Here is a 20659-nt window from a genome sequence, read left to right as displayed (position 1 = left end):
TGGAAAGTGTGAGGTGGATTCATGGCCAAGCTGAACGAGGAAGAGGCGTACCTGGTCGAGACGGTGCGCGCGTTCATCGATCGCGACGTGAAGCCGACGGTGCAGGCGGTGGAACACGCCAACGAGTACCCCGAGAAGTGGATCGAGCAGATGAAGCAGATCGGGATCTACGGTCTGGCGGTCCCGGAGGAGTACGGCGGATCACCGGTGTCGATGCCCTGCTACGCGCAGGTGACGCAGGAACTGGCCCGCGGATGGATGAGCCTCGCCGGTGCGATGGGCGGGCACACCGTCGTCGCGAAACTGCTGTCGCTGTACGGCACAGAGGAGCAGAAGCAGCAGTACCTGCCGAAGATGGCGACCGGCGAGATCCGGGCCACCATGGCACTGACCGAGCCCGGCGGTGGCTCGGATCTGCAGGCCATGTCCACCAACGCCAAGGCGGACGGTGACGACCTGGTGATCACCGGTTCCAAGACCTGGATCTCCAACGCGCGTCGGTCGGGGCTGATCGCGTTGCTCTGCAAGACCGACCCGCAGGCGACCCCCAAGCACAGGGGCATCTCCATCGTCCTGGTCGAGCACGGCCCCGGTCTGACGGTGTCGCGGGATCTGCCGAAGCTCGGCTACAAGGGCGTCGAGACGTGTGAGCTGTCGTTCGACGGGTACCGCGCCCCCGCGTCCGCGATCCTCGGTGGCACCCCGGGCAAGGGGTTCGGCCAGATGATGAAGGGCCTGGAGACGGGACGTATCCAGGTGGCGTGCCGGGCGCTGGGGGTGGCCACGGCGGCGCTCGAGGATTCCCTCGCCTACGCGCAGCAGCGGGAGAGCTTCGGTCAGCCGATCTGGAAGCACCAGTCGATCGGCAACTACCTCGCCGACATGGCGACCAAGCTGACCGCGGCCCGGCAGCTGACCTGGCACGCGGCGGAGCAGTACGACAGCGGCGACCGGTGCGACATGGAGGCGGGCATGGCGAAGCTGTACGCGTCCGAGGTGGCGATGGACATCGCGCTGAACGCCGTCCGTATCCACGGTGGCTACGGCTATTCCACCGAGTACGACGTGGAGCGCTACTTCCGGGACGCCCCGCTGATGATCGTCGGCGAAGGCACCAACGAGATCCAGCGCAACGTCATCGTCTCGCAGTTGGTGTCGCGAGGCGGCATCTAGTCGGCAACCTGCACGTAGGATCGGTGCGCGATGAACGGTAGAGAACGAGACACGGAGCCGGCGTACCAGCTGGTGTCGAGGCAGCTCCGCGAGCATATTGCTGCAGGCAAGTACAGCGGCGGGATCAAGCTGCCCACCGAATTCGAGCTCGCGGACCAGCACGGCGTCAGCCGGCAGACCGTTCGTCGCGCATTCCAGGACCTGGTGGCCGAGGGCATCGTCTACCGGGTCCCGGGCCGGGGCACGTTCGCCGCCGAGTCCGACGGCCGATACCTGCGGCAGCTGGGGTCGATCGAGGATCTGATGAACCTGTCCACGGACACCACCATGGAGGTGGTCACGCCCCTGCGCCGGCGGGTCGACATCGAGGCGGCGAGCAGGCTCCGCCTCGACACCGACCTCGTCAACACGGTCGTGTTCCGGCGACGCCACGACGACACCCCGTTCGTGCTGACCACCGTCTATCTGCCTGACGAGATCGCCCGGTTCGTCGCCGACGCACCCGAGATGTCCGAGGGCGCCGTCAGCTCGCACACGATCATCGGCCTGCTCGAACCGCACCTGCGGAGCCCCATCACCGAGGCTGCGCAATCGATCACCGTTGCGCCGGCGCCGGCGGACGTGGCCCGAGAACTCGGCTGCTCCGAGGGCCACTCGATGCTGCGGGTGGACCGCCTCTACTCCGACTCGGACGGGCGGACCGTCGAATTGGCGGTCAGCTACTTCCTGCCCGAGCATTACACCTACCGCGTGACCCTCCGCCGCGGCGGACGCTGACCTCGCTGCTCAGTCTCGAACCGGATGAATCCGTCTCCTGGGCTCGACGATTCACGGTCTACGTGTCGGCCGGGGCGGTGCCCGAGCCCCAGCTTCCGAACTGCTCCACCACGCCCCACAGCGGGTCGGTGGGGCCGATGTCGTACGTGCACTCGGCGGGCCGGGGGTCCGGGACGAACGCCCACAGCAGCGCCCCGGCCGCGCCCGCGTCCCGCTGCCCCTGGATCTTGGCGCCGATGTGCGTCGCCCGGTCCGTCAGGCTGGCGCACGATCCGGCGAGTTCGCCGATCTCACCCATCAGGAGCGGTTTGCCGAGCGCCGCAGCCTGTTCGAGGCGCCGCGCGAGCCCGTTCCACTGATCGCCGGGCAGCGGAACCCCGTCGGCGCCGTAATCGTGGTACTGCACGACGTCGACATACGGTGACGCCGAGACGAATTGGTACTCGTCGCCCTGGGTTCCGCACTGGCCGCCGCCGGTGAATCCCGCCGTGATCAGCGTGCGCGGATCACGGGCCCGCACCTCGGCGCCCGCGGCGTCGAAGAAGTCACGCAGCACCTGTGCCGCACCGGGCTCGCACGACCGGGTCCACCACGAGCAGTCGGCGTCGGTGCACGTGCTCGTCTCCGGCTCCCCGACGAGTTCCCACGCCGCCAGCGACGGCGATCCCCGGAATCGGTCGACGGCGGTCCGCGTCCAGTCGCGGAAGCTCATCAGCGTGCGAGGCGCACCCGGCGTCATCGTCGTCCAGCCGTCCACGTACCACTGCCTGCCCTTGAACACCCCGTCCTCGCACGCCCCGTCCTGGGGTGCGAGAACCGGGATCAGCATCTGGTCGTGCGCCTCGGCCGCCGCGAACACGGCGTCCAACGGCCCGAAGTCGAGCTGTCCGGTGAAGCGGTTGATCGCCAGCGCCTGGAAGAGGTTGAAACGGGTCAGCGAGTGCGGCGGCAGCGCGGAGAAGTAGGAGTCGAGGTCGACCATCGCGCCGCAACCCCAATTGACCGACCAGTTCGTGGCCAATTGGTAGGCGTTGAACCCGGTCGGCCACCACGGTTGCCCGTCGAGCGCGAACCCGTCGGGCGAGGCGGTGACCCTGGCCCCCGGCGCGGGAGCGGCAGCCGACACGAAGCCCCCTCCCAGCGCCGTCAGAGCGACGGTCGCGATCACCGCGGCCAGTTTCGTGATGCGCGTCACCGTCATGGATGAATAGTAGGGACCGGTCGGTACGAATGGAGGTTTGTTTCGCCCCTCGAGCGACCGTCCAGTCCCGCTGACAGGGGACGACGCCTCGAACTTCACCCCCTCGACCCGATAGTGTGCACGGCGGGGGCAAGCGCACGTCATCACCGAGAATTCGCAGAGGTTTACATTGTCGAGTCCCGAAAACGACGCCGAGCTCGCAGGCCGCGTCCAGCGCCTGCTGCAGTTCCTGCGTGAGATCGTCCGGGCTCGCACGAAGCCGGTTCTCCGCGTCGACCAGCACGAACAGGTTGAATGGCTGCATCAGGACGGCCGGACCATCCAACTCGATTCCGACGCCGCGCAGGGCGACATCGTTCTGCGGGTGCCCCTCATCGGCGTCGAGGATCCGCCGGAACTACCGACCGTCCTGGCCGGCTGGGTGGATGCGTCGGCCCGGGCCGACAGCTCGCGGTCCGACCTCGAGCTGAACGCGTCCGACGCGTACGCCGAGGACTCCGACGAGGAATACGACGTGCGCCGCGCGTACGACGTCCGGCAGGCGTTCGACGCGTACGTGCCGCGCTGGCAGGCGTGGGCGAAGGCGGATCGGGAGCGTCGCCCGCACGCCGATCTGTACCAGTCGCTGCAGCGGATGCTGCAGGAGCTGAACGCCCGCCCCGAGTCGATCGAACTCGTGCTCGCGTCCGGACTGCTGACCCTGGCCGGTGCGGGACCGGACGGCGGTGTCCAGACCCACCTGGTCACCCAGTCCGCGAGCATCCACCGCGATCCGCGGACCGGCGACCTGCTGGTGCGGCTGATCGCGGGCTCCCAACCCCGGCTCGAAGACTCCCAGTTGTTCACCGGACTGGACGTCTACGACAGCGCGCACGCGATGCCGCTGCAGAAGCAACTGCAGGACACCGTCACGTCGCCGCTGGGCGACGGCGTCCGCACACTCCTCGCGGAGTGGGCTCCGAAGTCGCTGACGGCGTACGTCGATGTGCGCGACAACGTCCGGCAACCGGCCGACGACGCGAACGGCACCGTGACGCTGTCGCCCGCCCTGGTGCTGCGCAAGCGCAGCGCGTTCGCCCTGGTCGAGTACTACGAGCAGATGATCTCCCACCTCGACGGCGACGGCGCGACCGTCCCGCTCGGGCTCGCCCAGCTCGTCGAGGCGATCGAACCGGCGGACCGGCTGTCGTGGCTCGAGCGCACCGGCGCGGCCACCTCCTCCACCCTCGCCGAGGACCCGCTCTTCCCGCTTCCGGCCAACGCCGAGCAGTCGCAGATCATCGAGCGGCTCGGCGGCGACAGCGGAGTGGTGGTCGAAGGCCCGCCCGGGACGGGCAAGACCCACACGATCGCCAACCTGGTGTCGGCGCTGCTCGCCCGCGGCCAGCGGGTGCTCGTCACGAGCGAGAAGGCGCAGGCGCTCCGCGTCCTGAGGGACAAGCTCCCGCCCGAGATGCAGGAGCTGTGCGTCTCGATCACGGACCTGTCCCGCGGCGGCTCGGACGAGCTCACCCGCAGTGTGGCGACCATCGCCGAACGGAAGTCGTCGTTCAACCCGCACAGCGAGGGCCAGAAGATCGCCGACCTCCGCGCCCAGCGGGACGAGGCCGTGCAGAAGCGGGCCGTCGTGCTCGAGCAGGTGAAGGCACTGCGCGAGTCCGAGACGTACCAGCACGACGCCGTCGCCGACGGCTACGAGGGCACCGCCGCCACCATCGTCCGCAAGGTCATGGGCCTGCAGGACGCGTTCGAGTGGCTTCCCGGACCGCTGCTCAGCGAGCAACCGCCCCTCACCGGCACCGAGGTCGAGACCCTGCGCCGGCTGTGTGTGACGGCGTCCCCCGAGCGCGCGCAGCGTGCACGTCAGACGCTTCCCGCGTTGGACTCCCTGCTGCCGAACCGGGCCGAACTCGAACGGCTCTGCTCGCGCGCGTCGACCAGCATCCCCATCGACACCCCGCAGTCGGCGCACCTGCTCGAGGTCCTCGGTGGCGTCGATCCGGAGACCGCGTACTCCATCCGCAGGCACTGCAAGGAACTGCAGGCCCGCGCGCACGACGTCCTCGACCTGGACGGCCAGTTCCAGAGCCTCGCCGACACCGTGCTGTCCGGCAGGGCCACCCATCTGTGGGGGCGCCTGGACGCGCTGCCCGCGATCGTCGAGGCGGCCGCGGCCGCCGACCGGTACATCGGTGCGCAGGACGTCCAGTGCGCCGTCATGACCCGACCCGCCCTGCAGGCGGTGGGTGCGCTCGCCGTCGCCCTCGAATCCGGCGCCGTCGAGTGGAAGGCCCGCTTCCGTCGCAGCGAGGAGCAGAAGGCCTTCGAGGAACTCGGCCTCGACGCCACCGTCGACGGCGTCCCCGCCACGACCGCCGCCACGGTGCGGCTGGTGACCGAGCACCTGCGCGCCCACGACGCCGCGCAGACCGCCGCGACCCTGCTGGCCGATCTGCGGATTCCGGTGGACATGAACGGGTCCCGTGCCGTACAGGTCGACAGCCTCAACATGATCGTCGGCCGGGTGGCCCGCGTGCGAGCACTCCTCGTCGCCCGCGACGCGCTGGCCCGTGAACTGTTCGCGCTGTCCCCGAACGCGCCGCGGATCCGTAACCTCGCGGACGCCACCGCGGTGGCCGGGGCCGCGGAGGCCATCACCACCCGCGCCGACGTGGACAGTGCGCGTGCGGAACTCGACACCATCGTCTCGGCCGTCTCCACCGAGGTCGACGCGGGACCGTCGCCGGAAGGCACCGCCCTGGTGGCGGCGCTCGACCAGGCGGACAACGCCGCGCTCTCGGAGGCGCTCACCCGGTACGCGATCGCCCGCGTCGAACAACAGGATCAGCGGCTGTTCGACGAGTTGTCCGACCGGCTCTCACCCGTCGCGCCGGCACTGTACGACCTGGTGCGCAGGACGGCGGCGCTCACCGAGTGGGACGAGATGAGCTGGCAGATGTCGGAGGCCTGGGCGTGGCGCCGCGCCCGCCAATGGGTCACCGAGCAGCACCGGGCCGGTCGTGAGCAGGAACTCGAAGCCGAACTCAACGCCGTCGACGCGGATCTCGCGCATCTCACCGCGCGGCTCGCGGCGGCCACCGCCTGGCGCGACTGCCTCGAACACCTGACGGCAGACCAGGTGCGGGCACTGCAGACATACCGCGAGCACATCTCGAGCATCGGTGCAGGCGCCGGAAAGTACGCCGAGAAGTACCGCAGCGCAGCACGATCCGCGATGGGGGAGGCGCAGGGCGCGGTGCCCGCGTGGGTGATGCCGCTGCAGCAGGTCCTCGCGTCCATCCCGCCCGTGCCGGGCAGCTTCGACGTCGTCATCGTCGACGAGGCGAGCCAGGCCGACATCACCAACCTGTTCCTGCTGTGGCTGGCGCCGCGGGTCATCGTCGTCGGCGACGACAAGCAGTGCGCCCCCGCCGACATCCCCACCAGCGGCACCCTCGACGACGTGTTCACCCGCCTGGACGCGTACCTGCCCGACCTCCCCGAGTACGTCCAGGCCACGCTCACCCCGCGGTCGAGTCTGTTCTCGATTCTGCGCACCAGCTTCGGGCAGGTGGTCCGGCTCCGTGAGCACTTCCGCTCCATGCCCGAGATCATCAACTGGTCGAGCACCCAGTTCTACGGCGAACTGCCGCTGGTCCCGGTGCGTCAGTTCGGCGCGGATCGGCTTCCGCCGCTGAAACATACGTACGTATCCGACGCTTCCGTGTCGGGCAAGGACTCGACGCTGACCAACCACGTCGAGGCCGCCGCCCTCGTCGATCAGCTCATCGAATGCCTCGTCGACCCCCGCTACGACGGCAAGACATTCGGAATCGTCGTGCTGCAGGGGCAGTCCCAGGTCGACGCCATCCGAACCGAACTCGTCAAACGCATCGGCATCGAACAGTGGGAGCAGCGACGACTGCGCGTCGGGACGCCGCCCGACTTCCAGGGCGACGAACGAAGCGTCGTCTTCCTGTCGATGGTCGTGGGACCGGAGCAGAACTTCGCACCGCTGACGGCGAACCAGTACAAGCGGCGGTTCAACGTCGCGGCGACACGCGCGCAGGACCAACTGTGGTTGTTCCACTCCGTGACCGTCGACGAACTGAAGCGGGCCGACTTACGCAACTCCCTGCTCAGCTACATGATGTCGACGTCGCCGGCGCCGGCCGACCCGATGCCGCAGGACGTCGACCGCGACGTGCGGATCCCCCCGTTCGACAACCTCCTCGAACAGCGGGTGTTCAACGACATCGCCGACCGCGGTTACCACGTCAATTCCCAAGTCGAGGTGAACAATCGGCGCATCGACCTCGTCGTCACCGGCGGCACCAGGAGGCTCGCCGTCGAATGCGACGGCGACGCCTTCTCGACCACCCCGGAACAGAGGATCGCGGACCTCGAACGCGAGCAGGAACTCAAGCGGTGCGGCTGGACGTTCTGGCGCGTCCGGGAGTCGGAGTACTACCTCGACCCGAAGGCCGCGCTGTCGAGCCTGTGGGACACGCTGGACAACCTGGGCATCGCCCCGCACGCGGTCGATCACGCGATGGCCATCGAGGCCGCCGCCACCGAACGCGCGGCGCGCGACGCGGCCGCCGCGACCGAGCGAGGGAAGCATGCGGCGCCCATAGGCGCTTCGCGCCCGTGAGTACTTGTTAACGTCCCGCGGTTAATAAGTACTCACGGGCCGGAGGCAACGGCTGTCGCCACGGAACTCGGCGATGACGTCGTCGCCGCGCCGGACGGTGACGTCGTAGAGGCCGTTGTGCCCGAAGCGGGCCCGTTCCACCGCCTCGGCGACGAGGGTGTCGCCGAGGCGGGTGGCCGTGAGGAACCGGATGTCGGCGCGGGCGGCGACCGCGGCAGTGTCGTACCCGTTGCACGCCATCGCGAATGCGGTGTCGGCGAGGGTGAACACGAAGCCGCCGTGGGTGATGCCGTGACCGTTGACCATGGTCTCACCCACGACCATCGACGCGACCGCGTGACCGGGGCTGAGCTCGAGGATCTGGATGCCGAGCGCGCGGGACGCGTTGTCTGCCTCGAACATCTCCCGCGCGATACGGCATTCCGCGGACGCGTCGACAGTCATGGTTCTCCTACTGGTTGTAGACGGATTCTTCTTCTTGGACGTACATGGTGACGCCGCCGGTGGCGAAGTTGCGGACGTCCTTGCCCGCCTGCTTCATCTCCTCGGACTGCAACCCGGACTTCATGGTGGCGGCGTCGGGGAAGACGAGGCTCGCGACGGCGTAGTACGGCGGTGTCCCGCCGTCGAGGGCGCTGCACTTGCCCCACGTGAAGTCGGACAGGCCGGGGACCTTGCGTGCCAGCGGCATGTGGGTGTCGCGGTAGTAGGCGTCGAACGCGTCGGGGTCATCGGGCTGGCCGTAACAGACGGCGACCTTGAAGCTCATGCATCTTCTCCTTTGGCGACGAGGGTGAGAACGTCGTACGTTGCGACGGGGTCGCCGTCCTGGTTGACGACGACTGCATCCCAGCGGACTTCACCGTAGTCGGCGCTGCTGCGCGGGGTGATGAGCTTCGCGGTCAGGGTGACGGTGAGGCTGTCGTCGGCCTTGACGGGGGTGAGGAACCGGAGGTTGTCGACGCCGAAGTTGGCGAGGACGGGACCGGGGTTGGGTTCGACGAACAGGCCGGCGGCGAGGGAGACCACCAGGTACCCGTGGGCGACGATGCCACCGAACAGCGGGTTGGCGGCGGCGGCCTCGGGGTCGGTGTGGGCGTAGAACGTGTCGCCGGTGAACTCGGCGAAGTGGTCGATGTCGGCGAGGGTGACCTGGCGGGGGCCGCCGACGATGGTGTCGCCGATCCGCAACTGCGCGAGGTTCTTCCGGAACGGGTGGACGCCGTCGTCGTTGCGCTGCGAGCCGGTCACCCATTTGTTCCCGACCGCGGTCAGGATGTCGGGGGTGGCCTGGACCGCGGTGCGTTGCATGTGGTGCAGGATGCCGCGGATGCCGCCGAGTTCCTCGCCGCCGCCGGCGCGTCCGGGTCCGCCGTGCACGAGGACGGGCAGCGGTGAGCCGTGGCCGGTGGATTCCTTGGCGTCGTCGCGGTTGAGGACGAGGACGCGGCCGTGGAACGGGGCGAGGCCCAGGACGATGTCGCGGGCGAGTGCGGTGTCGCGGGTGACGAGGGAGGCGACGAGGCTGCCCTTGCCGCGGGCGGCGAGTGCGATGACCTCGTCGGTGCTGTCGTATCCGATGACGGTGCTGACGGGACCGAACGCCTCGATGTCGTGGGGTTCGGTGGCGTCCTTGTCGTCGGAGCGCAGCAGGATCGGCGGCAGGAACGCGCCGGTCGCCTTGTCCGCGCCGACGACGTCGAAGTTGTCCGGGTCACCGACCACGATCTGCGCCGACTTGGTGAGTCCGCGAAGCGACTTCAGGACCTCGTCGCGCTGTTCGATGCTGGCGAGGGCACCCATCGTGACGCCTTCGGCGTCGGGGGCGCCGACGACCACGCGGGACAGCCGGGCCTGGGCGGCGGCAATGACGTCGTCCATCAGCGCGGACGGCACGAGGGCGCGCCGGATGGCGGTGCACTTCTGGCCGGCCTTCACCGTCATCTCGGTGACGAGTTGCTTGACGTAGAGGTCGAATTCTTCGCTGCCCGGTTCGACGTCGGAGCCGAGGATGGAGGCGTTGAGCGAGTCGGCCTCGGCGTTGAAGTGGACGCCCTCACCGACGACGTTCGGGTGCGCCCGCAGGGTTGCCGCGGTGTCGGCGGAGCCGGTGAACGCGACGGAGTCCTGCCCGCCGAGGTGGTCGAGCAGCCCGCGGGCGCTCCCCGACAGCAGCTGGACCGAGCCCTCGGGCAGCAGCCCGGATTCGATGATGCGACGGAACACGAGTTCGGTGAGGTACGCCGACTGGCTCGCGGGCTTCACGATCGACGGGACGCCGGCGATGAACGCGGGGGCGAGCTTCTCGAGGAAACCCCACACCGGGAAGTTGAACGCGTTGATCTGGACGGCGACGCCGCGGCGGGACGTGTAGACGTGCTGGCCGAGGAACGTGCCCGTCTTGCCGAGCTGTTCGAACGCTCCGTCGAGGTAGACGGTGTCGTTGGGGAGTTCGCGGCGGGCCTTGCTCGCGTAACTGAGGAGGGTGCCGAAGCCGCCGTCGATGTCGACGCCGGAGTCGCGTTTGGTGGCGCCGGTCGAGGTGGACAGGGCGTAGAACTCGTCCTTGCGCGCCATGAGGGTCAGGGCGAGCGCCTTGAGGGCGGCGGCGCGCTCGTGGAAGGTCAGCTTCGCCAGGGCCGGTCCGCCGACCTCGCGGGCGTAGGTCACCATCTCGCCGAGGTCGAGACCGGTCGCGGAGATGCGCGCCACCTCGGAGCCGTCGACCGCACTCAGCAGCGGGGTTCCCTCGTCCGGCGCGGTGTACCAGCGTCCGGCGGCGTAGCTTTCCAGTAACTTGCTCACGACAACTCCATTTCACCGTACGTTCGGTCGGTTAACAGAATCGTCGCTCTACCCGCTGGTTGTCAAGGGAGGATGTGAAGTTTCCCATCGCGACCTGCCCTTGCGTACCGACCGAAGATTCGGTTATTAATAGACGGCACCCCCGTGAAGGAGAAGACTGTGGCCGAAGTGTTTCTGGTGGACGGAGCCCGTACCCCGCAGGGTCGGTACGGCGGAGCGCTCGCAGGAGTGCGCCCCGACGACCTTGCTGGTCTCGTCGTGGCCGAGGCAGCCCGCCGGGCCGGAATCCCGGGCGAGGCCGTCGACGAGGTGATCCTCGGCGCCGCCAACCAGGCCGGCGAGGACAACCGCGACGTCGCACGCATGGCCGTGCTGCTCGCGGGCCTGCCCGACAGCGTCCCCGGCTACACGGTGAACCGGCTGTGCGCGAGCGGTCTGACCGCCGTCGCGTCGGCCGCGCACACCATCCGCAGCGGCGAGGCCGACATCGTGATCGCCGGCGGCGTCGAGTCGATGACCCGCGCACCCTGGGTGATGGCCAAGCCCGGAACCCCGTGGGCCCGACCGGGGGAGGTGGCCGACACCTCGCTCGGCTGGCGTTTCACCAACCCGCGGTTCACCGCCGCCGACCGTGACGTTCCGGCCGGCGCCGGACCGGACGTCCGCAAGGTGACGCTGTCGATGGGCGAGACGGCCGAGGAGGTCGCCGCGCTCGAGGGCATCACCCGCGCCGAGAGCGACGCGTTCGCGCTGCGCAGCCAGGAACGGGCGATCGCCGCCGTCGACGCCGGCCGGTTCGACCGCGAGATCGTCCCGGTGCCGCTGCGCGACGGGGAACTGACCGCCGACGAAACCCCACGGCGGGGAACCACCCTGGAGAAACTGGGCAAGCTGAAACCCGTCTTCCGCGCAGACGGCATCGTCACCGCCGGTTCGTCGTCTTCGCTGTCGGACGGCGCCGCGGCCCTCGTCGTCGCGAGCGAGGCGGCGGTCGAGCGGTACGGCCTGACCGTCCGCGGCCGCATCGTCACCAGCGCCAGCGCGGGCATCGCCCCCAACGTCATGGGTCTGGGTCCGGTCCCGGCGACGCGGAAGGCGCTCGCCCGCGCCAACTGGTCGATCTCCGACCTCGGCGCCGCCGAACTCAACGAGGCCTTCGCCGCGCAGTCGCTCGGCGTGATCCGTCAGCTGAAGCTCGACGAGAGCATCGTCAACGCCGACGGCGGCGCCATCGCGCTCGGCCACCCGCTGGGCTGCTCGGGTGCGCGGATCCTGCTGACGCTGCTCGGCCGGATGGAACGCGAAGGCGCCCGCCGCGGCCTGGCCACGCTGTGCGTCGGCGTAGGCCAGGGCGTCGCGATGCTGATCGAGGCCCCGTGAACACGCTGAAGGTCGAGGACCGCGACGACCGCATGGTGGTCACGCTGCACCGGCCCGCACAGCGCAACGCGATCAACGCGGAGATGATCGCCGAACTACACCAGGTGTGCGCGGTGCTGGAGGCGACGCCGAAGCCGCTGCTGCTGACCGGCGAGGGCGACCACTTCGCCGGCGGCGCCGACATCGCCGAACTGCGCGAACGCGGCCGCGACGAGGCGTTCGCCGGCATCAACCGTAATTTGTTCGATCGCATCGCGAAGCTGCCGCTGCCCACCGTCGCCGCGGTCAGCGGATACGCGCTCGGCGGCGGCGCCGAACTGTCCTACGCCTGCGACCTCCGCATCGCCACCGAGACCGCGGTCTTCGGGAACCCGGAGCCGGGGCTGGGCATCATGGCCGCGGCGGGCGCGAGTTACCGGCTGCCCGAACTGGTCGGCAAGTCCGTCGCCAAGCAGGTGCTGCTCGGCGGCCGGAACCTGGACGCCGACGCGGCGCTGCGGCACGGACTCGTGATGGACGTCGTCGCACCCGGCGAGCACATCGACGCAGCGCACAAGGTCATCGACCGCATCACCCGTTCGGCGCCGCTGGCCCTGAAGCTGACCAAGATCATCGTCGACGCACCGGGCTCGCACCCGTTCGCCGACGACATCGCCCAGGCGGTGCTGTTCGAGAGCCGCGACAAACACGACCGCATGACGGCCTTTCTGGAGAAGAAACAATGACGAGCACAGCACCGAAGAACGTCGGAGTGGTCGGCGGCGGCCGGATGGGCGCGGGCATCGCGCAGGTCTTCGCCACCCTCGGCTCCACCGTCACCATCGCCGAGAGCGGCGACCGGCAGGCGGCCCTGCAGCGGGTGTCCGACGGACTCGACCGAGCGCACGAGCGCGGCAAGCTCGGCGACGCCGACCCCGCGACGATTCTCGGACGGGTGTCGACGGTGAAGGCGCCCGACGCGCTCCCGCCCGCCCTTGATCTGGTGGTCGAGGCGGTGCCGGAACTGGTCGACCTCAAGCTCGGCGTGCTCGCGCTGGTCGAGAAGACCGTCTCGCCGGCCACCGTGATCGCTACCAATACGAGCTCGATCTCCATCGCCGAACTCGGTGCCGCGCTGAACGATCCGGCCCGCCTGATCGGGATGCACTTCTTCAACCCGGTCCCGGCGTCGACGCTCGTGGAGATCGTGCGTGCCCCCGCCACCGACGCCGGGGTGGTCGAGAAGGTCCGCGAGTGGGTGTCCCTGCTGGGCAAGACCGAGGTGCTGGTCAACGACTCCCCGGGCTTTGCAACCAGTCGGCTCGGAGTGTGCCTCGGGCTCGAGGCGATCCGGATGCTCGAGGAGGGCGTCGCCGACGCCGAGTCCATCGACCGGGCCATGGAGCTGGGATACCGGCACCCGATGGGGCCGCTGCGGTCCACCGACCTGGTCGGCCTCGACGTCCGGCTCGCGATCGCCGAGCACCTCGCGAAGACCCTCGGCGAGCGGTTCGCGCCGCCCGCCCTGCTCCGCGAGAAGGTCGCCCGCGGCGAACTCGGCCGCAAGACCGGCCAAGGCTTCTACACCTGGTCCTGAGAGGCCACCCACCACAACCAGCAGGAGGCGCATTCTCATGAGCAGTAACGACGTGATCGGACTTTCCGTGGACGCGGGACTGGCCACCATCACCCTGCGCAGGGCGGGCGCGTCCAACGCGCTCGACCGCGCGGTGAAGGAACAGTTGCTCGCCGCGGTCGAGAAGGTGGCCGGCGACGACAGTGTGCGTGCCCTGCTGCTGGCGGCGGAGGGGAAGAACTTCTGCGTCGGCCAGGATCTGGCCGAGCACGTAACCGGCCTCGAGGCCGATCCCGCACACGCGATGGACACCGTCGCCGAGCACTACAACCCGCTGCTCCGGGCCCTGGCCGGGGTCCGGGTGCCGGTGGTCGTCGCGATCAACGGGGCGTGCGTCGGGGCGGGTCTCGGCATCGCCCTCGCCGGCGACATCCGGATCGCGGGGGAGGGCGCCAAGTTCGCCACCGCGTTCACCGGGATCGCCCTGGCCGGGGACTCCGGCCTCAGTCACACGCTCGTCGAGGCGCTCGGGGCGAGCCGCGCGACGGGGCTGATGATGCTCGGCGACCGGTTCACGGCCGCGCAGGCGCTGGACTGGGGGCTGGTGCACCGGGTGGTGCCCGACGCCGAACTCGGGGACGCGGCAGCCGCGCTGGCGAAGCAGCTCGCCGACGGTCCCACCGCCGCGTATGCGCAGGTCAAGTCGCTGGTCTCGGCGGCGTCCACGGGGCTGTCGGAGGCGCTCGAGCGGGAGCGTGCGGCCGCGGAGGCGCTCGGGCAGTCGAAGGACCACCGCAGTGCGGTCGACGCGTTCCTCGCGAAACGCACACCCACCTTCGAAGGACACTGACGTAATTCGGCTCCCGCCCTTGTGTGGGCGGGGGCGGGCATGCATACTTGATACCAACCGATCATTCGGTAATAGAGGTAGGACATATGACCACGTCACACGCTTCCGATGAGCTGCAAACGCTCTTCGATGACACCATCGCCGCCGACCAGAGGGTCGAGCCCCGGGACTGGATGCCCGACGGCTACCGCAAGACGCTGATCCGGCAGATCGCGCAGCACGCGCACTCGGAGATCATCGGCATGCAGCCGGAGGGCAACTGGCTCACCCGGGCGCCGTCGCTGCGTCGCAAGGCGATCCTCATGGCGAAGGTCCAGGACGAGGCCGGGCACGGCCTGTACCTGTACTCGGCCGCCGAGACGCTCGGAGCCGACCGCGCCGACCTCACCCAGAAGCTGATCGAGGGCAAGCAGAAGTACTCCTCGATCTTCAACTACCCGACGCTCACCTACGCCGACGTGGGAGTCATCGGCTGGCTGGTCGACGGCGCCGCGATCTGCAACCAGGTGCCGTTGTGCCGCAGCTCCTTCGGGCCGTACGCCCGCGCGATGATCCGGGTCTGCAAGGAGGAGTCGTTCCACCAGCGTCAGGGCTTCGAACTGCTGATGACGATGATGCGCGGCAGCGACGCCCAGCGGGAGATGGTGCAGGAGTCGGTGAACCGGTGGTGGTGGCCGGCGCTGATGATGTTCGGACCGCCGGACGACCAGTCGCCGAACTCTGAGCAGTCCATGAAGTGGCGCATCAAGCGGCACACCAACGACGAACTCCGTCAGCGGTTCGTCGACATGTCCATCCCGCAGGCCGAGGTCCTCGGCGTGACGTTCCCGGATCCGGACCTGAAGTGGAACGCCGAACGCGGCGCCCACGACTTCGGGGAGCCCGACTGGAGCGAATTCATGCAGGTGATCAAGGGCAACGGCGCTTCGAGCGTCGAGCGCGTCGCCAACCGGCGGGCAGCACACGAGAACGGGGCGTGGGTGCGGGAGGCCGCAACGGCCTTCGCCCGCCGCGAGAGCAACAAGGAGAACGCACGATGAGCACGGACGACACCGCGGTGCGCGCGGACTGGCCCCTGTACGAGGTGTTCCTGCGGGGCAAGCGCGGACTCAACCACGTCCACGTCGGATCCCTGCACGCCGCCGACGACGAGATGGCCGTCCGCCACGCGCGGGACGTCTACACCCGGCGCAACGAGGGTGTGAGCATCTGGGTGGTGCGGTCCAGTTCGATCGTGGCGTCCAGCCCGTCGGAGAAGGACCCGTACTTCGCGCCCAGCGGCGACAAGGTGTACCGGCACCCCACGTTCTACGAGATCCCCGACAACGTTCCCCACATGTGATCCGGCCCAGACCGTTTCGCAGGCCGACGAGAATTCCGAGGATGTACCGATGACCGACCACGACAACGCCTACGACGGCCTCGTCGACGAAGACAGCCACGGCCAGTGGGCTTTCGGCACCAGCTTCGACGACCCCCTGGCCGGCGTCGACACCACGGTTCCGGGTGACGTCGACCTCGCCGCCCTGGCCGGCTACTGCCTGATGCTCGGCGACGACGCGCTGATCAGCTCGCAGCGGCTCGCCGAGTGGAGCACGCGCGCACCGGAACTCGAGGAGGAGGTGGCGCTCGCGAACGTCGGCCTCGACCTGCTCGGTCAGGCGCGACTGCTGCTCGCCCGAGCGGCCGCCGCGGACGCGTCGGTGGTGCCGTTCATTTCGGACACGAGCCCGATTCCCGCCGAGGACGCGCTTGCGTTCTTCCGCGACGAGAACCGGTTCCGTAACACCCGGCTGGCCGAACTCGACAACGGCGACTTCGCGCAGACCGTCACGCGACTGCTGGTCTTCGCCACGTGGCGGCTGGCCCTGTTCGACCGCCTGCGCACCTCCCGCGACCCCGTTCTCGCGGCGGTCGCGGTGAAGGGCGTCAAGGAACTGACCTACCACCGCGACTACGCTGCCCGATGGGTGGTGACGCTCGGTTGCGGTACGGCGGAGTCGAAGTCGCGCATGGAGGACGCCGTTGCCCGGGTGTGGCCGTACGTCGAGGAACTCTTCACCCCGACGACCGAGGAACTCGCCCTCGCCGCTGTGGGTGTCGGCGTCGACCCGCGGGACCTCCGCGAGGAATTCGACACCGTCCTCGCCCAGGTGCTCAAGGCCGCGGAACTCACCGCCCCCACGGGCCGGACCGTCGGCACCGTCGGCGGCCGGGCCGGACGTCAGGGCCTGCACACCGAGGCCCTCGGACTGCTGCTCGCCGAGATGCAGAGCGTGGCCCGGGCCCATCCGGAAGGAGTGTGGTGACATGACCACCGCAGTGCGCAGCGACGCCCGCCGCCTCGCCGAGTCCGTCCTGGACCCGGAGATGCCGATGCTCACGCTCGCCGATCTGGGGGTGCTCCGCGACGTCGAGGAGTTCGCCGACGGATCGGTGGTCGTCACGATCACCCCCACCTACTCCGGGTGCCCCGCCATGGCCACGATGCGCGACGACATCGAGCACATCCTGCAGGACGCGGGCTTCGGCAGCGTCGAGGTCCGGACGGTCCTCACCCCGCCGTGGAGCACCGACTGGATCAGCGACGACGGCCGGCGCAAGCTGCGCGAGAACGGCTACTCGACACCGGGTCCCGCGCCGCTGCGCACGTCCGGGCCCGTCCCGCTGACCCTCACCGTCAAGCCGCGGGCCGTCACGTGCCCGGTCTGCCATTCCGCCAACACCCGTCTCGACTCGGAATTCGGGGCGACGCTGTGCAAGGCGCTGTACCGGTGCCTCGACTGCCTCGAACCCTTCGATCACGTGAAGGAAATCTGATCATGACCACAGCGGTGTCCCCGAAGCCCGGCGCGGCGTTGCGCAACAGGGCGTTCCACACGCTCACCGTCGCCGACGTCGAATCCCTCTGCGACGACGCGGTCGCGGTCACGTTCGACGTCCCCGCCGACCTCGCCGACGAGTTCGCGTTCGGCCCCGGCCAGTCGCTCACCCTGCGGCGCACGATCGACGGCGTCGAGCACCGCCGCTCGTACTCCATCTGCGCGCCTGCCGGTTCGGCGCCGCGGGTCGGTGTGCGCGAGGTGTCCGACGGCCTGTTCTCGACGTGGCTCGTCCGCGACGTCCGGCCCGGCGACCGGATCGAGGTGCAGGGCCCGAGCGGATCGTTCGTCGCCGACCCCGAGGCCGGCGGCAGGCACGTGCTGATCGCCGCCGGATCGGGCATCACCCCGATGCTGTCGATCGCCGCGTCGATGCTCGCCAACCCCGAGGCCGAAGTCGTTCTCCTGTACGGAAACCGGCGCACCCGCTCGGTGATGTTCGCCGAGGAGATTGCCGACCTCAAGGACATGTACGGGTCTCGTTTCGACATCATCCACGTCCTGTCCCGCGAGCCCCGCGAGGTGGAACTGTTCACCGGGCGCCTCGACGCCGACCGGTTGCGTGCGCTCTTCACGTCCATCGTGCCGCTCGCCGACATCGACCACTTCTGGCTCTGCGGCCCGTTCGGGATGGTCACCGACGCCGAGACGGTTCTCGGGGAACTGCAGATCGACAAGAGCCGCGTGCACCACGAACTGTTCTTCGTCGACGACGTCCCGCCGCCGATGGAGAAGCACCGCGAACCCGGTGTCACCGGGCCGAGCAGCGAGGTGACCCTCGTCCTGGACGGCCGCTCGACCACCGCGACGTTGCCGCGGGACGAGTCGATCCTCGACGCCGCCGAGAAATACCGCTCCGACCTCCCGTTCGCCTGCAAGGGCGGCGTCTGCGGAACGTGCCGCGCCAAGATCACGTGCGGTGACGTGGACATGCGCCGCAACTACGCGCTCGAGGACTACGAGGTCGACTCCGGCTTCGTGCTGACGTGCCAGACCTTCCCGGTCAGCGACAACGTGACCGTCGATTTCGACGCCTGACCTTACCCAGCCCGCCCACCCCGGAGACTAGAATGACCAGTATCGCCACCCCCTCGCAGGACATCGAGTTCGCCACGCGCGACCGGATCTCGACGCTGCAACTCGAACGTCTGCAGTGGTCACTTCTCCACGCGTACACCAACGTTCCGCATTACCGGAAGGCGTTCGACGACGCCGGTGTGCACCCGAGCGACCTGAAGGACCTGCCCGATCTGGCGAAGTTCCCGTTCACCGCGAAGGCGGACCTGCGGGCGAACTACCCGTTCGGGATGTTCGCGGTGCCGCAGGAGAAGGTCTCCCGCATCCACGCCTCCTCCGGCACCACGGGCAGGCCGACGGTGGTCGGGTACACCGCGAACGACATCAGCAACTGGGCCGACCTGATCGCCCGGAGCCTGCGGGCCGGTGGCGTGAAACCGTCCGACAAGGTGCACGTCGCGTACGGGTACGGACTGTTCACCGGCGGCCTCGGCGCGCACTACGGTGCGGAACGGCTGGGCTGCACGGTGATCCCGATGTCCGGGGGCATGACCGACCGCCAGATCCAGCTGATCGAGGACTTCGAACCCGACGCGATCATGGTGACCCCGTCGTACATGCTCACGATCGTCGACGCGATGATCAAGAAGGGCATCGACCCGTCGAAGACGTCGCTGCGGACCGGGGTGTTCGGCGCGGAGCCGTGGACCGAGGAGATGCGAACCGAACTCGAGAAGCAGCTGAACATGGACGCCGTCGACATCTACGGACTGTCCGAGGTGATGGGCCCCGGTGTGGCGATGGAATGCGTCGACACCAAGGACGGCCTGCACATCTGGGAAGACCACTTCTACCCGGAGATCATCGACCCGGTCACCGGCGACGTCCTCCCCGACGGCGAGGAGGGCGAACTCGTCTTCACCTCGCTCACCAAGGAGGCCATGCCGATCATCCGGTACCGCACCCGCGACCTCACCCGCCTGCTGCCGGGCACGGCGCGGTCGGTGCGGCGGATGCAGAAGGTCACCGGGCGCACCGACGACATGATCATCCTGCGCGGGGTGAATCTGTTCCCCACCCAGATCGAGGAACTGATCCTCACAATCTCCGCGCTGGCCCCGCAGTTCCAGTGCATCCTCGACCGCCCCGGTAGGATGGACGAACTGACCGTACGAGTCGAAGCCCGCCCTGACGCGTCCGCCACCGATCACCCCCGTTCCGCCGCCGAACTCCAGAAGCTGGTCAAGAACCGCATCGGAGTGAGCGTGAAGGTGGATGTGGTCGCCCCCGGCGCACTGGAGCGGTCGCTCGGCAAGGCACGGCGACTGATCGACAACCGCTCCGCTCTGTGAGGTGATCGAAGGTGCGTCTCGGTGGTGAACACGCGCGTCACGACGACGGCCAGTTCGAACACTGGCGGCAGGCCGTCTCCACGGCGTTCGTCCCACTCGCCGTGGTGTCCACCGCCGAGGACGGCGAGGCCAGGTTCACCGGGACCCTGCGCACCACCGCGCTCGGCGGACTGCAGCTCAGCGAGGTCGGGGGACGGGCGGTGGACGTCCGGCGGACCCGCACGTCCATCAAGCGGTCCGACCCCGGCCTGGTGAAGGTGGGCCTGCAACTGTCGGGCCGCGGCGTCATCGTCCAGGACGACCGTGAGGCCGTGCTCGGGCCCGGCGATTTCGCCGTCTACGACACCAGCAAGCCGTACGACCTGCACTTCGCCGGCGACTTCAGCATGTTCGTGCTGATGTTTCCCCGCGAACTGCTGCGCATAGCCTCGCGGGAACTGGGCACGGTGTCAGCGCGCCGCATCCGCGGTAGCACCGGGATGGGCGCGCTCGTCTCGCCGTTCCTGACGAACCTCCACCACTCCGTCGTGACCGGCACGATGCCGACGACCCCCCTCGTCGAGGACGCGGTCGTCGACCTGCTCAGCGCCGCGGTGCAGGCGGAGGCACCGGCCGACGCCACCGCTCCCGGCGCGACACTGCTGCTCCGTGTGAAGTCGTTCGTCGACGCGCACCTGCACGACCCCGCGCTCGACACCGCCACGGTGGCGTCCCACCACCACGTGTCGACGCGGCACCTGCAGAAGATGTTCGAGGCGGACGGGCACACAGTGGCCGGGTGGATCCGTCACCGCAGGCTCGAGAAGTGCCGCCGCGATCTCAAGGACGTCCGCTTCCGTGGCGAGAGCATCGGAACCATCTGTGCCCGGTACGGTCTCGTCAACTCTTCGCACTTCTCGCGGCTGTTCAAGGACACGTACGGCGTGTCGCCGCGAGCCTTCCGCGAACAGGAACTCCTGTCGATCAGCGTGTGAGGTCGGCGCCGGCTCCCCCCACGTGAGTGGGAAAGCGTG

Annotated in this window: 18 protein-coding genes; 14 read left to right on the top strand and 4 right to left on the bottom strand. The window is 69.1% G+C overall.

The genetic code is table 11. The annotated features are described in order from the left end of the window. Positions 1 to 21: 21 nt before the first annotated feature. Both JWS14_RS15100 and JWS14_RS15095 read left to right on the top strand, forming a co-directional pair. Complete coding sequence (locus tag JWS14_RS15100) at positions 22 to 1173, top strand: acyl-CoA dehydrogenase family protein (protein WP_072936978.1); 1152 nt, start codon at positions 22 to 24, stop codon at positions 1171 to 1173. A gap of 30 nt (positions 1174 to 1203) precedes the next feature. Then, entirely contained in the window at positions 1204 to 1950 is a 747-nt protein-coding gene (locus tag JWS14_RS15095; protein WP_072936979.1) for a GntR family transcriptional regulator, read from the top strand. A gap of 58 nt (positions 1951 to 2008) precedes the next feature. On the opposite strand, the gene JWS14_RS15090 is transcribed toward JWS14_RS15095, so the two are convergent. Continuing rightward, on the bottom strand, positions 2009 to 3151 hold the full coding sequence (locus JWS14_RS15090; RefSeq protein ID WP_095862066.1) for a beta-mannosidase: 1143 nt from the start codon (positions 3149 to 3151) through the stop codon (positions 2009 to 2011). Positions 3152 to 3320: 169 nt separating this feature from the next. Between JWS14_RS15090 and JWS14_RS15085 the strand changes: the two genes are divergently transcribed. Further along, entirely contained in the window at positions 3321 to 7805 is a 4485-nt protein-coding gene (locus JWS14_RS15085; RefSeq protein ID WP_206013646.1) for an AAA domain-containing protein, read from the top strand. Between the two features lie 21 nt (positions 7806 to 7826). On the opposite strand, the gene paaI is transcribed toward JWS14_RS15085, so the two are convergent. The 3 genes from paaI to paaZ are packed head-to-tail and all read right to left on the bottom strand — an operon-like array spanning position 7827 to position 10610. Next, positions 7827 to 8249 carry a hydroxyphenylacetyl-CoA thioesterase PaaI gene (gene paaI, locus JWS14_RS15080; RefSeq protein ID WP_206013645.1) on the bottom strand — a complete coding sequence of 141 codons (423 nt, stop codon included), beginning with the start codon at positions 8247 to 8249 and terminating at the stop codon, positions 7827 to 7829. A gap of 7 nt (positions 8250 to 8256) precedes the next feature. Beyond that, positions 8257 to 8574, bottom strand: a complete 318-nt coding sequence (locus tag JWS14_RS15075; RefSeq protein WP_095862069.1) for an EthD family reductase — start codon at positions 8572 to 8574, stop codon at positions 8257 to 8259. After that, positions 8571 to 10610 (bottom strand): phenylacetic acid degradation bifunctional protein PaaZ, encoded by a 2040-nt coding sequence (gene paaZ, locus JWS14_RS15070; protein WP_206013644.1) that lies wholly within the window; start codon positions 10608 to 10610, stop codon positions 8571 to 8573. The genes JWS14_RS15075 and paaZ overlap by 4 nt, the downstream gene beginning before the upstream one ends. 159 nt (positions 10611 to 10769) lie before the next feature. Here paaZ and JWS14_RS15065 point away from each other — a divergent pair, with 159 nt between their 5' ends. From JWS14_RS15065 to JWS14_RS15015, 11 genes are all read left to right on the top strand, one after another. Then, positions 10770 to 11990 carry a thiolase family protein gene (locus JWS14_RS15065; RefSeq protein WP_206013643.1) on the top strand — a complete coding sequence of 407 codons (1221 nt, stop codon included), beginning with the start codon at positions 10770 to 10772 and terminating at the stop codon, positions 11988 to 11990. Beyond that, complete coding sequence (locus JWS14_RS15060; RefSeq protein ID WP_206013642.1) at positions 11987 to 12715, top strand: enoyl-CoA hydratase/isomerase family protein; 729 nt, start codon at positions 11987 to 11989, stop codon at positions 12713 to 12715. The genes JWS14_RS15065 and JWS14_RS15060 overlap by 4 nt, the downstream gene beginning before the upstream one ends. Next, positions 12712 to 13566, top strand: a complete 855-nt coding sequence (locus JWS14_RS15055; protein ID WP_095862071.1) for a 3-hydroxyacyl-CoA dehydrogenase family protein — start codon at positions 12712 to 12714, stop codon at positions 13564 to 13566. The genes JWS14_RS15060 and JWS14_RS15055 overlap by 4 nt, the downstream gene beginning before the upstream one ends. 37 nt (positions 13567 to 13603) lie before the next feature. Beyond that, positions 13604 to 14395 (top strand): enoyl-CoA hydratase-related protein, encoded by a 792-nt coding sequence (locus tag JWS14_RS15050; RefSeq protein ID WP_095862072.1) that lies wholly within the window; start codon positions 13604 to 13606, stop codon positions 14393 to 14395. Positions 14396 to 14481: 86 nt separating this feature from the next. Continuing rightward, positions 14482 to 15435, top strand: a complete 954-nt coding sequence (paaA, locus tag JWS14_RS15045; protein ID WP_072936988.1) for a 1,2-phenylacetyl-CoA epoxidase subunit PaaA — start codon at positions 14482 to 14484, stop codon at positions 15433 to 15435. Beyond that, positions 15432 to 15737, top strand: coding sequence for a 1,2-phenylacetyl-CoA epoxidase subunit PaaB (gene paaB / locus JWS14_RS15040; protein ID WP_072936989.1), 306 nt, complete (start codon positions 15432 to 15434; stop codon positions 15735 to 15737). The genes paaA and paaB overlap by 4 nt, the downstream gene beginning before the upstream one ends. 49 nt (positions 15738 to 15786) lie before the next feature. Next, positions 15787 to 16704 carry a 1,2-phenylacetyl-CoA epoxidase subunit PaaC gene (paaC, locus tag JWS14_RS15035; RefSeq protein ID WP_072936990.1) on the top strand — a complete coding sequence of 306 codons (918 nt, stop codon included), beginning with the start codon at positions 15787 to 15789 and terminating at the stop codon, positions 16702 to 16704. Between the two features lies 1 nt (position 16705). Beyond that, positions 16706 to 17215 (top strand): 1,2-phenylacetyl-CoA epoxidase subunit PaaD, encoded by a 510-nt coding sequence (gene paaD, locus JWS14_RS15030; protein ID WP_206013641.1) that lies wholly within the window; start codon positions 16706 to 16708, stop codon positions 17213 to 17215. 2 nt (positions 17216 to 17217) lie between these two features. After that, on the top strand, positions 17218 to 18315 hold the full coding sequence (paaE, locus tag JWS14_RS15025; RefSeq protein WP_206013640.1) for a 1,2-phenylacetyl-CoA epoxidase subunit PaaE: 1098 nt from the start codon (positions 17218 to 17220) through the stop codon (positions 18313 to 18315). Between the two features lie 32 nt (positions 18316 to 18347). Further along, on the top strand, positions 18348 to 19646 hold the full coding sequence (gene paaK / locus JWS14_RS15020; protein ID WP_206013639.1) for a phenylacetate--CoA ligase PaaK: 1299 nt from the start codon (positions 18348 to 18350) through the stop codon (positions 19644 to 19646). 11 nt (positions 19647 to 19657) lie between these two features. Continuing rightward, on the top strand, positions 19658 to 20620 hold the full coding sequence (locus JWS14_RS15015; protein WP_072936994.1) for an AraC-like ligand-binding domain-containing protein: 963 nt from the start codon (positions 19658 to 19660) through the stop codon (positions 20618 to 20620). The last annotated feature ends 39 nt before the right edge of the window (positions 20621 to 20659 follow it).

It is taken from the genome of Rhodococcus koreensis (assembly GCF_017068375.1).
Lineage (GTDB): Bacteria > Actinomycetota > Actinomycetes > Mycobacteriales > Mycobacteriaceae > Rhodococcus_F > Rhodococcus_F koreensis.
The sequence above is the reverse complement of the archived record's forward strand: the minus strand, read 5'-3'. Positions and strand labels throughout refer to the sequence as shown.

Bases quoted from the DNA above. Each gene is read 5' to 3' on its own strand.
- JWS14_RS15100 (WP_072936978.1), top strand. From the start codon at position 22: ATGGCCAAGCTGAACGAGGAAGAGGCGTACCTGGTCGAGACGGTGCGC.
- JWS14_RS15095 (WP_072936979.1), top strand. From the start codon at position 1,204: ATGAACGGTAGAGAACGAGACACGGAGCCGGCGTACCAGCTGGTGTCG.
- JWS14_RS15090 (WP_095862066.1), bottom strand. From the start codon at position 3,151: ATGACGGTGACGCGCATCACGAAACTGGCCGCGGTGATCGCGACCGTC.
- paaI (WP_206013645.1), bottom strand. From the start codon at position 8,249: ATGACTGTCGACGCGTCCGCGGAATGCCGTATCGCGCGGGAGATGTTC.
- JWS14_RS15075 (WP_095862069.1), bottom strand. From the start codon at position 8,574: ATGAGCTTCAAGGTCGCCGTCTGTTACGGCCAGCCCGATGACCCCGAC.
- JWS14_RS15055 (WP_095862071.1), top strand. From the start codon at position 12,712: ATGACGAGCACAGCACCGAAGAACGTCGGAGTGGTCGGCGGCGGCCGG.
- JWS14_RS15050 (WP_095862072.1), top strand. From the start codon at position 13,604: ATGAGCAGTAACGACGTGATCGGACTTTCCGTGGACGCGGGACTGGCC.
- paaA (WP_072936988.1), top strand. From the start codon at position 14,482: ATGACCACGTCACACGCTTCCGATGAGCTGCAAACGCTCTTCGATGAC.
- paaB (WP_072936989.1), top strand. From the start codon at position 15,432: ATGAGCACGGACGACACCGCGGTGCGCGCGGACTGGCCCCTGTACGAG.
- paaC (WP_072936990.1), top strand. From the start codon at position 15,787: ATGACCGACCACGACAACGCCTACGACGGCCTCGTCGACGAAGACAGC.
- paaD (WP_206013641.1), top strand. From the start codon at position 16,706: ATGACCACCGCAGTGCGCAGCGACGCCCGCCGCCTCGCCGAGTCCGTC.
- paaE (WP_206013640.1), top strand. From the start codon at position 17,218: ATGACCACAGCGGTGTCCCCGAAGCCCGGCGCGGCGTTGCGCAACAGG.
- paaK (WP_206013639.1), top strand. From the start codon at position 18,348: ATGACCAGTATCGCCACCCCCTCGCAGGACATCGAGTTCGCCACGCGC.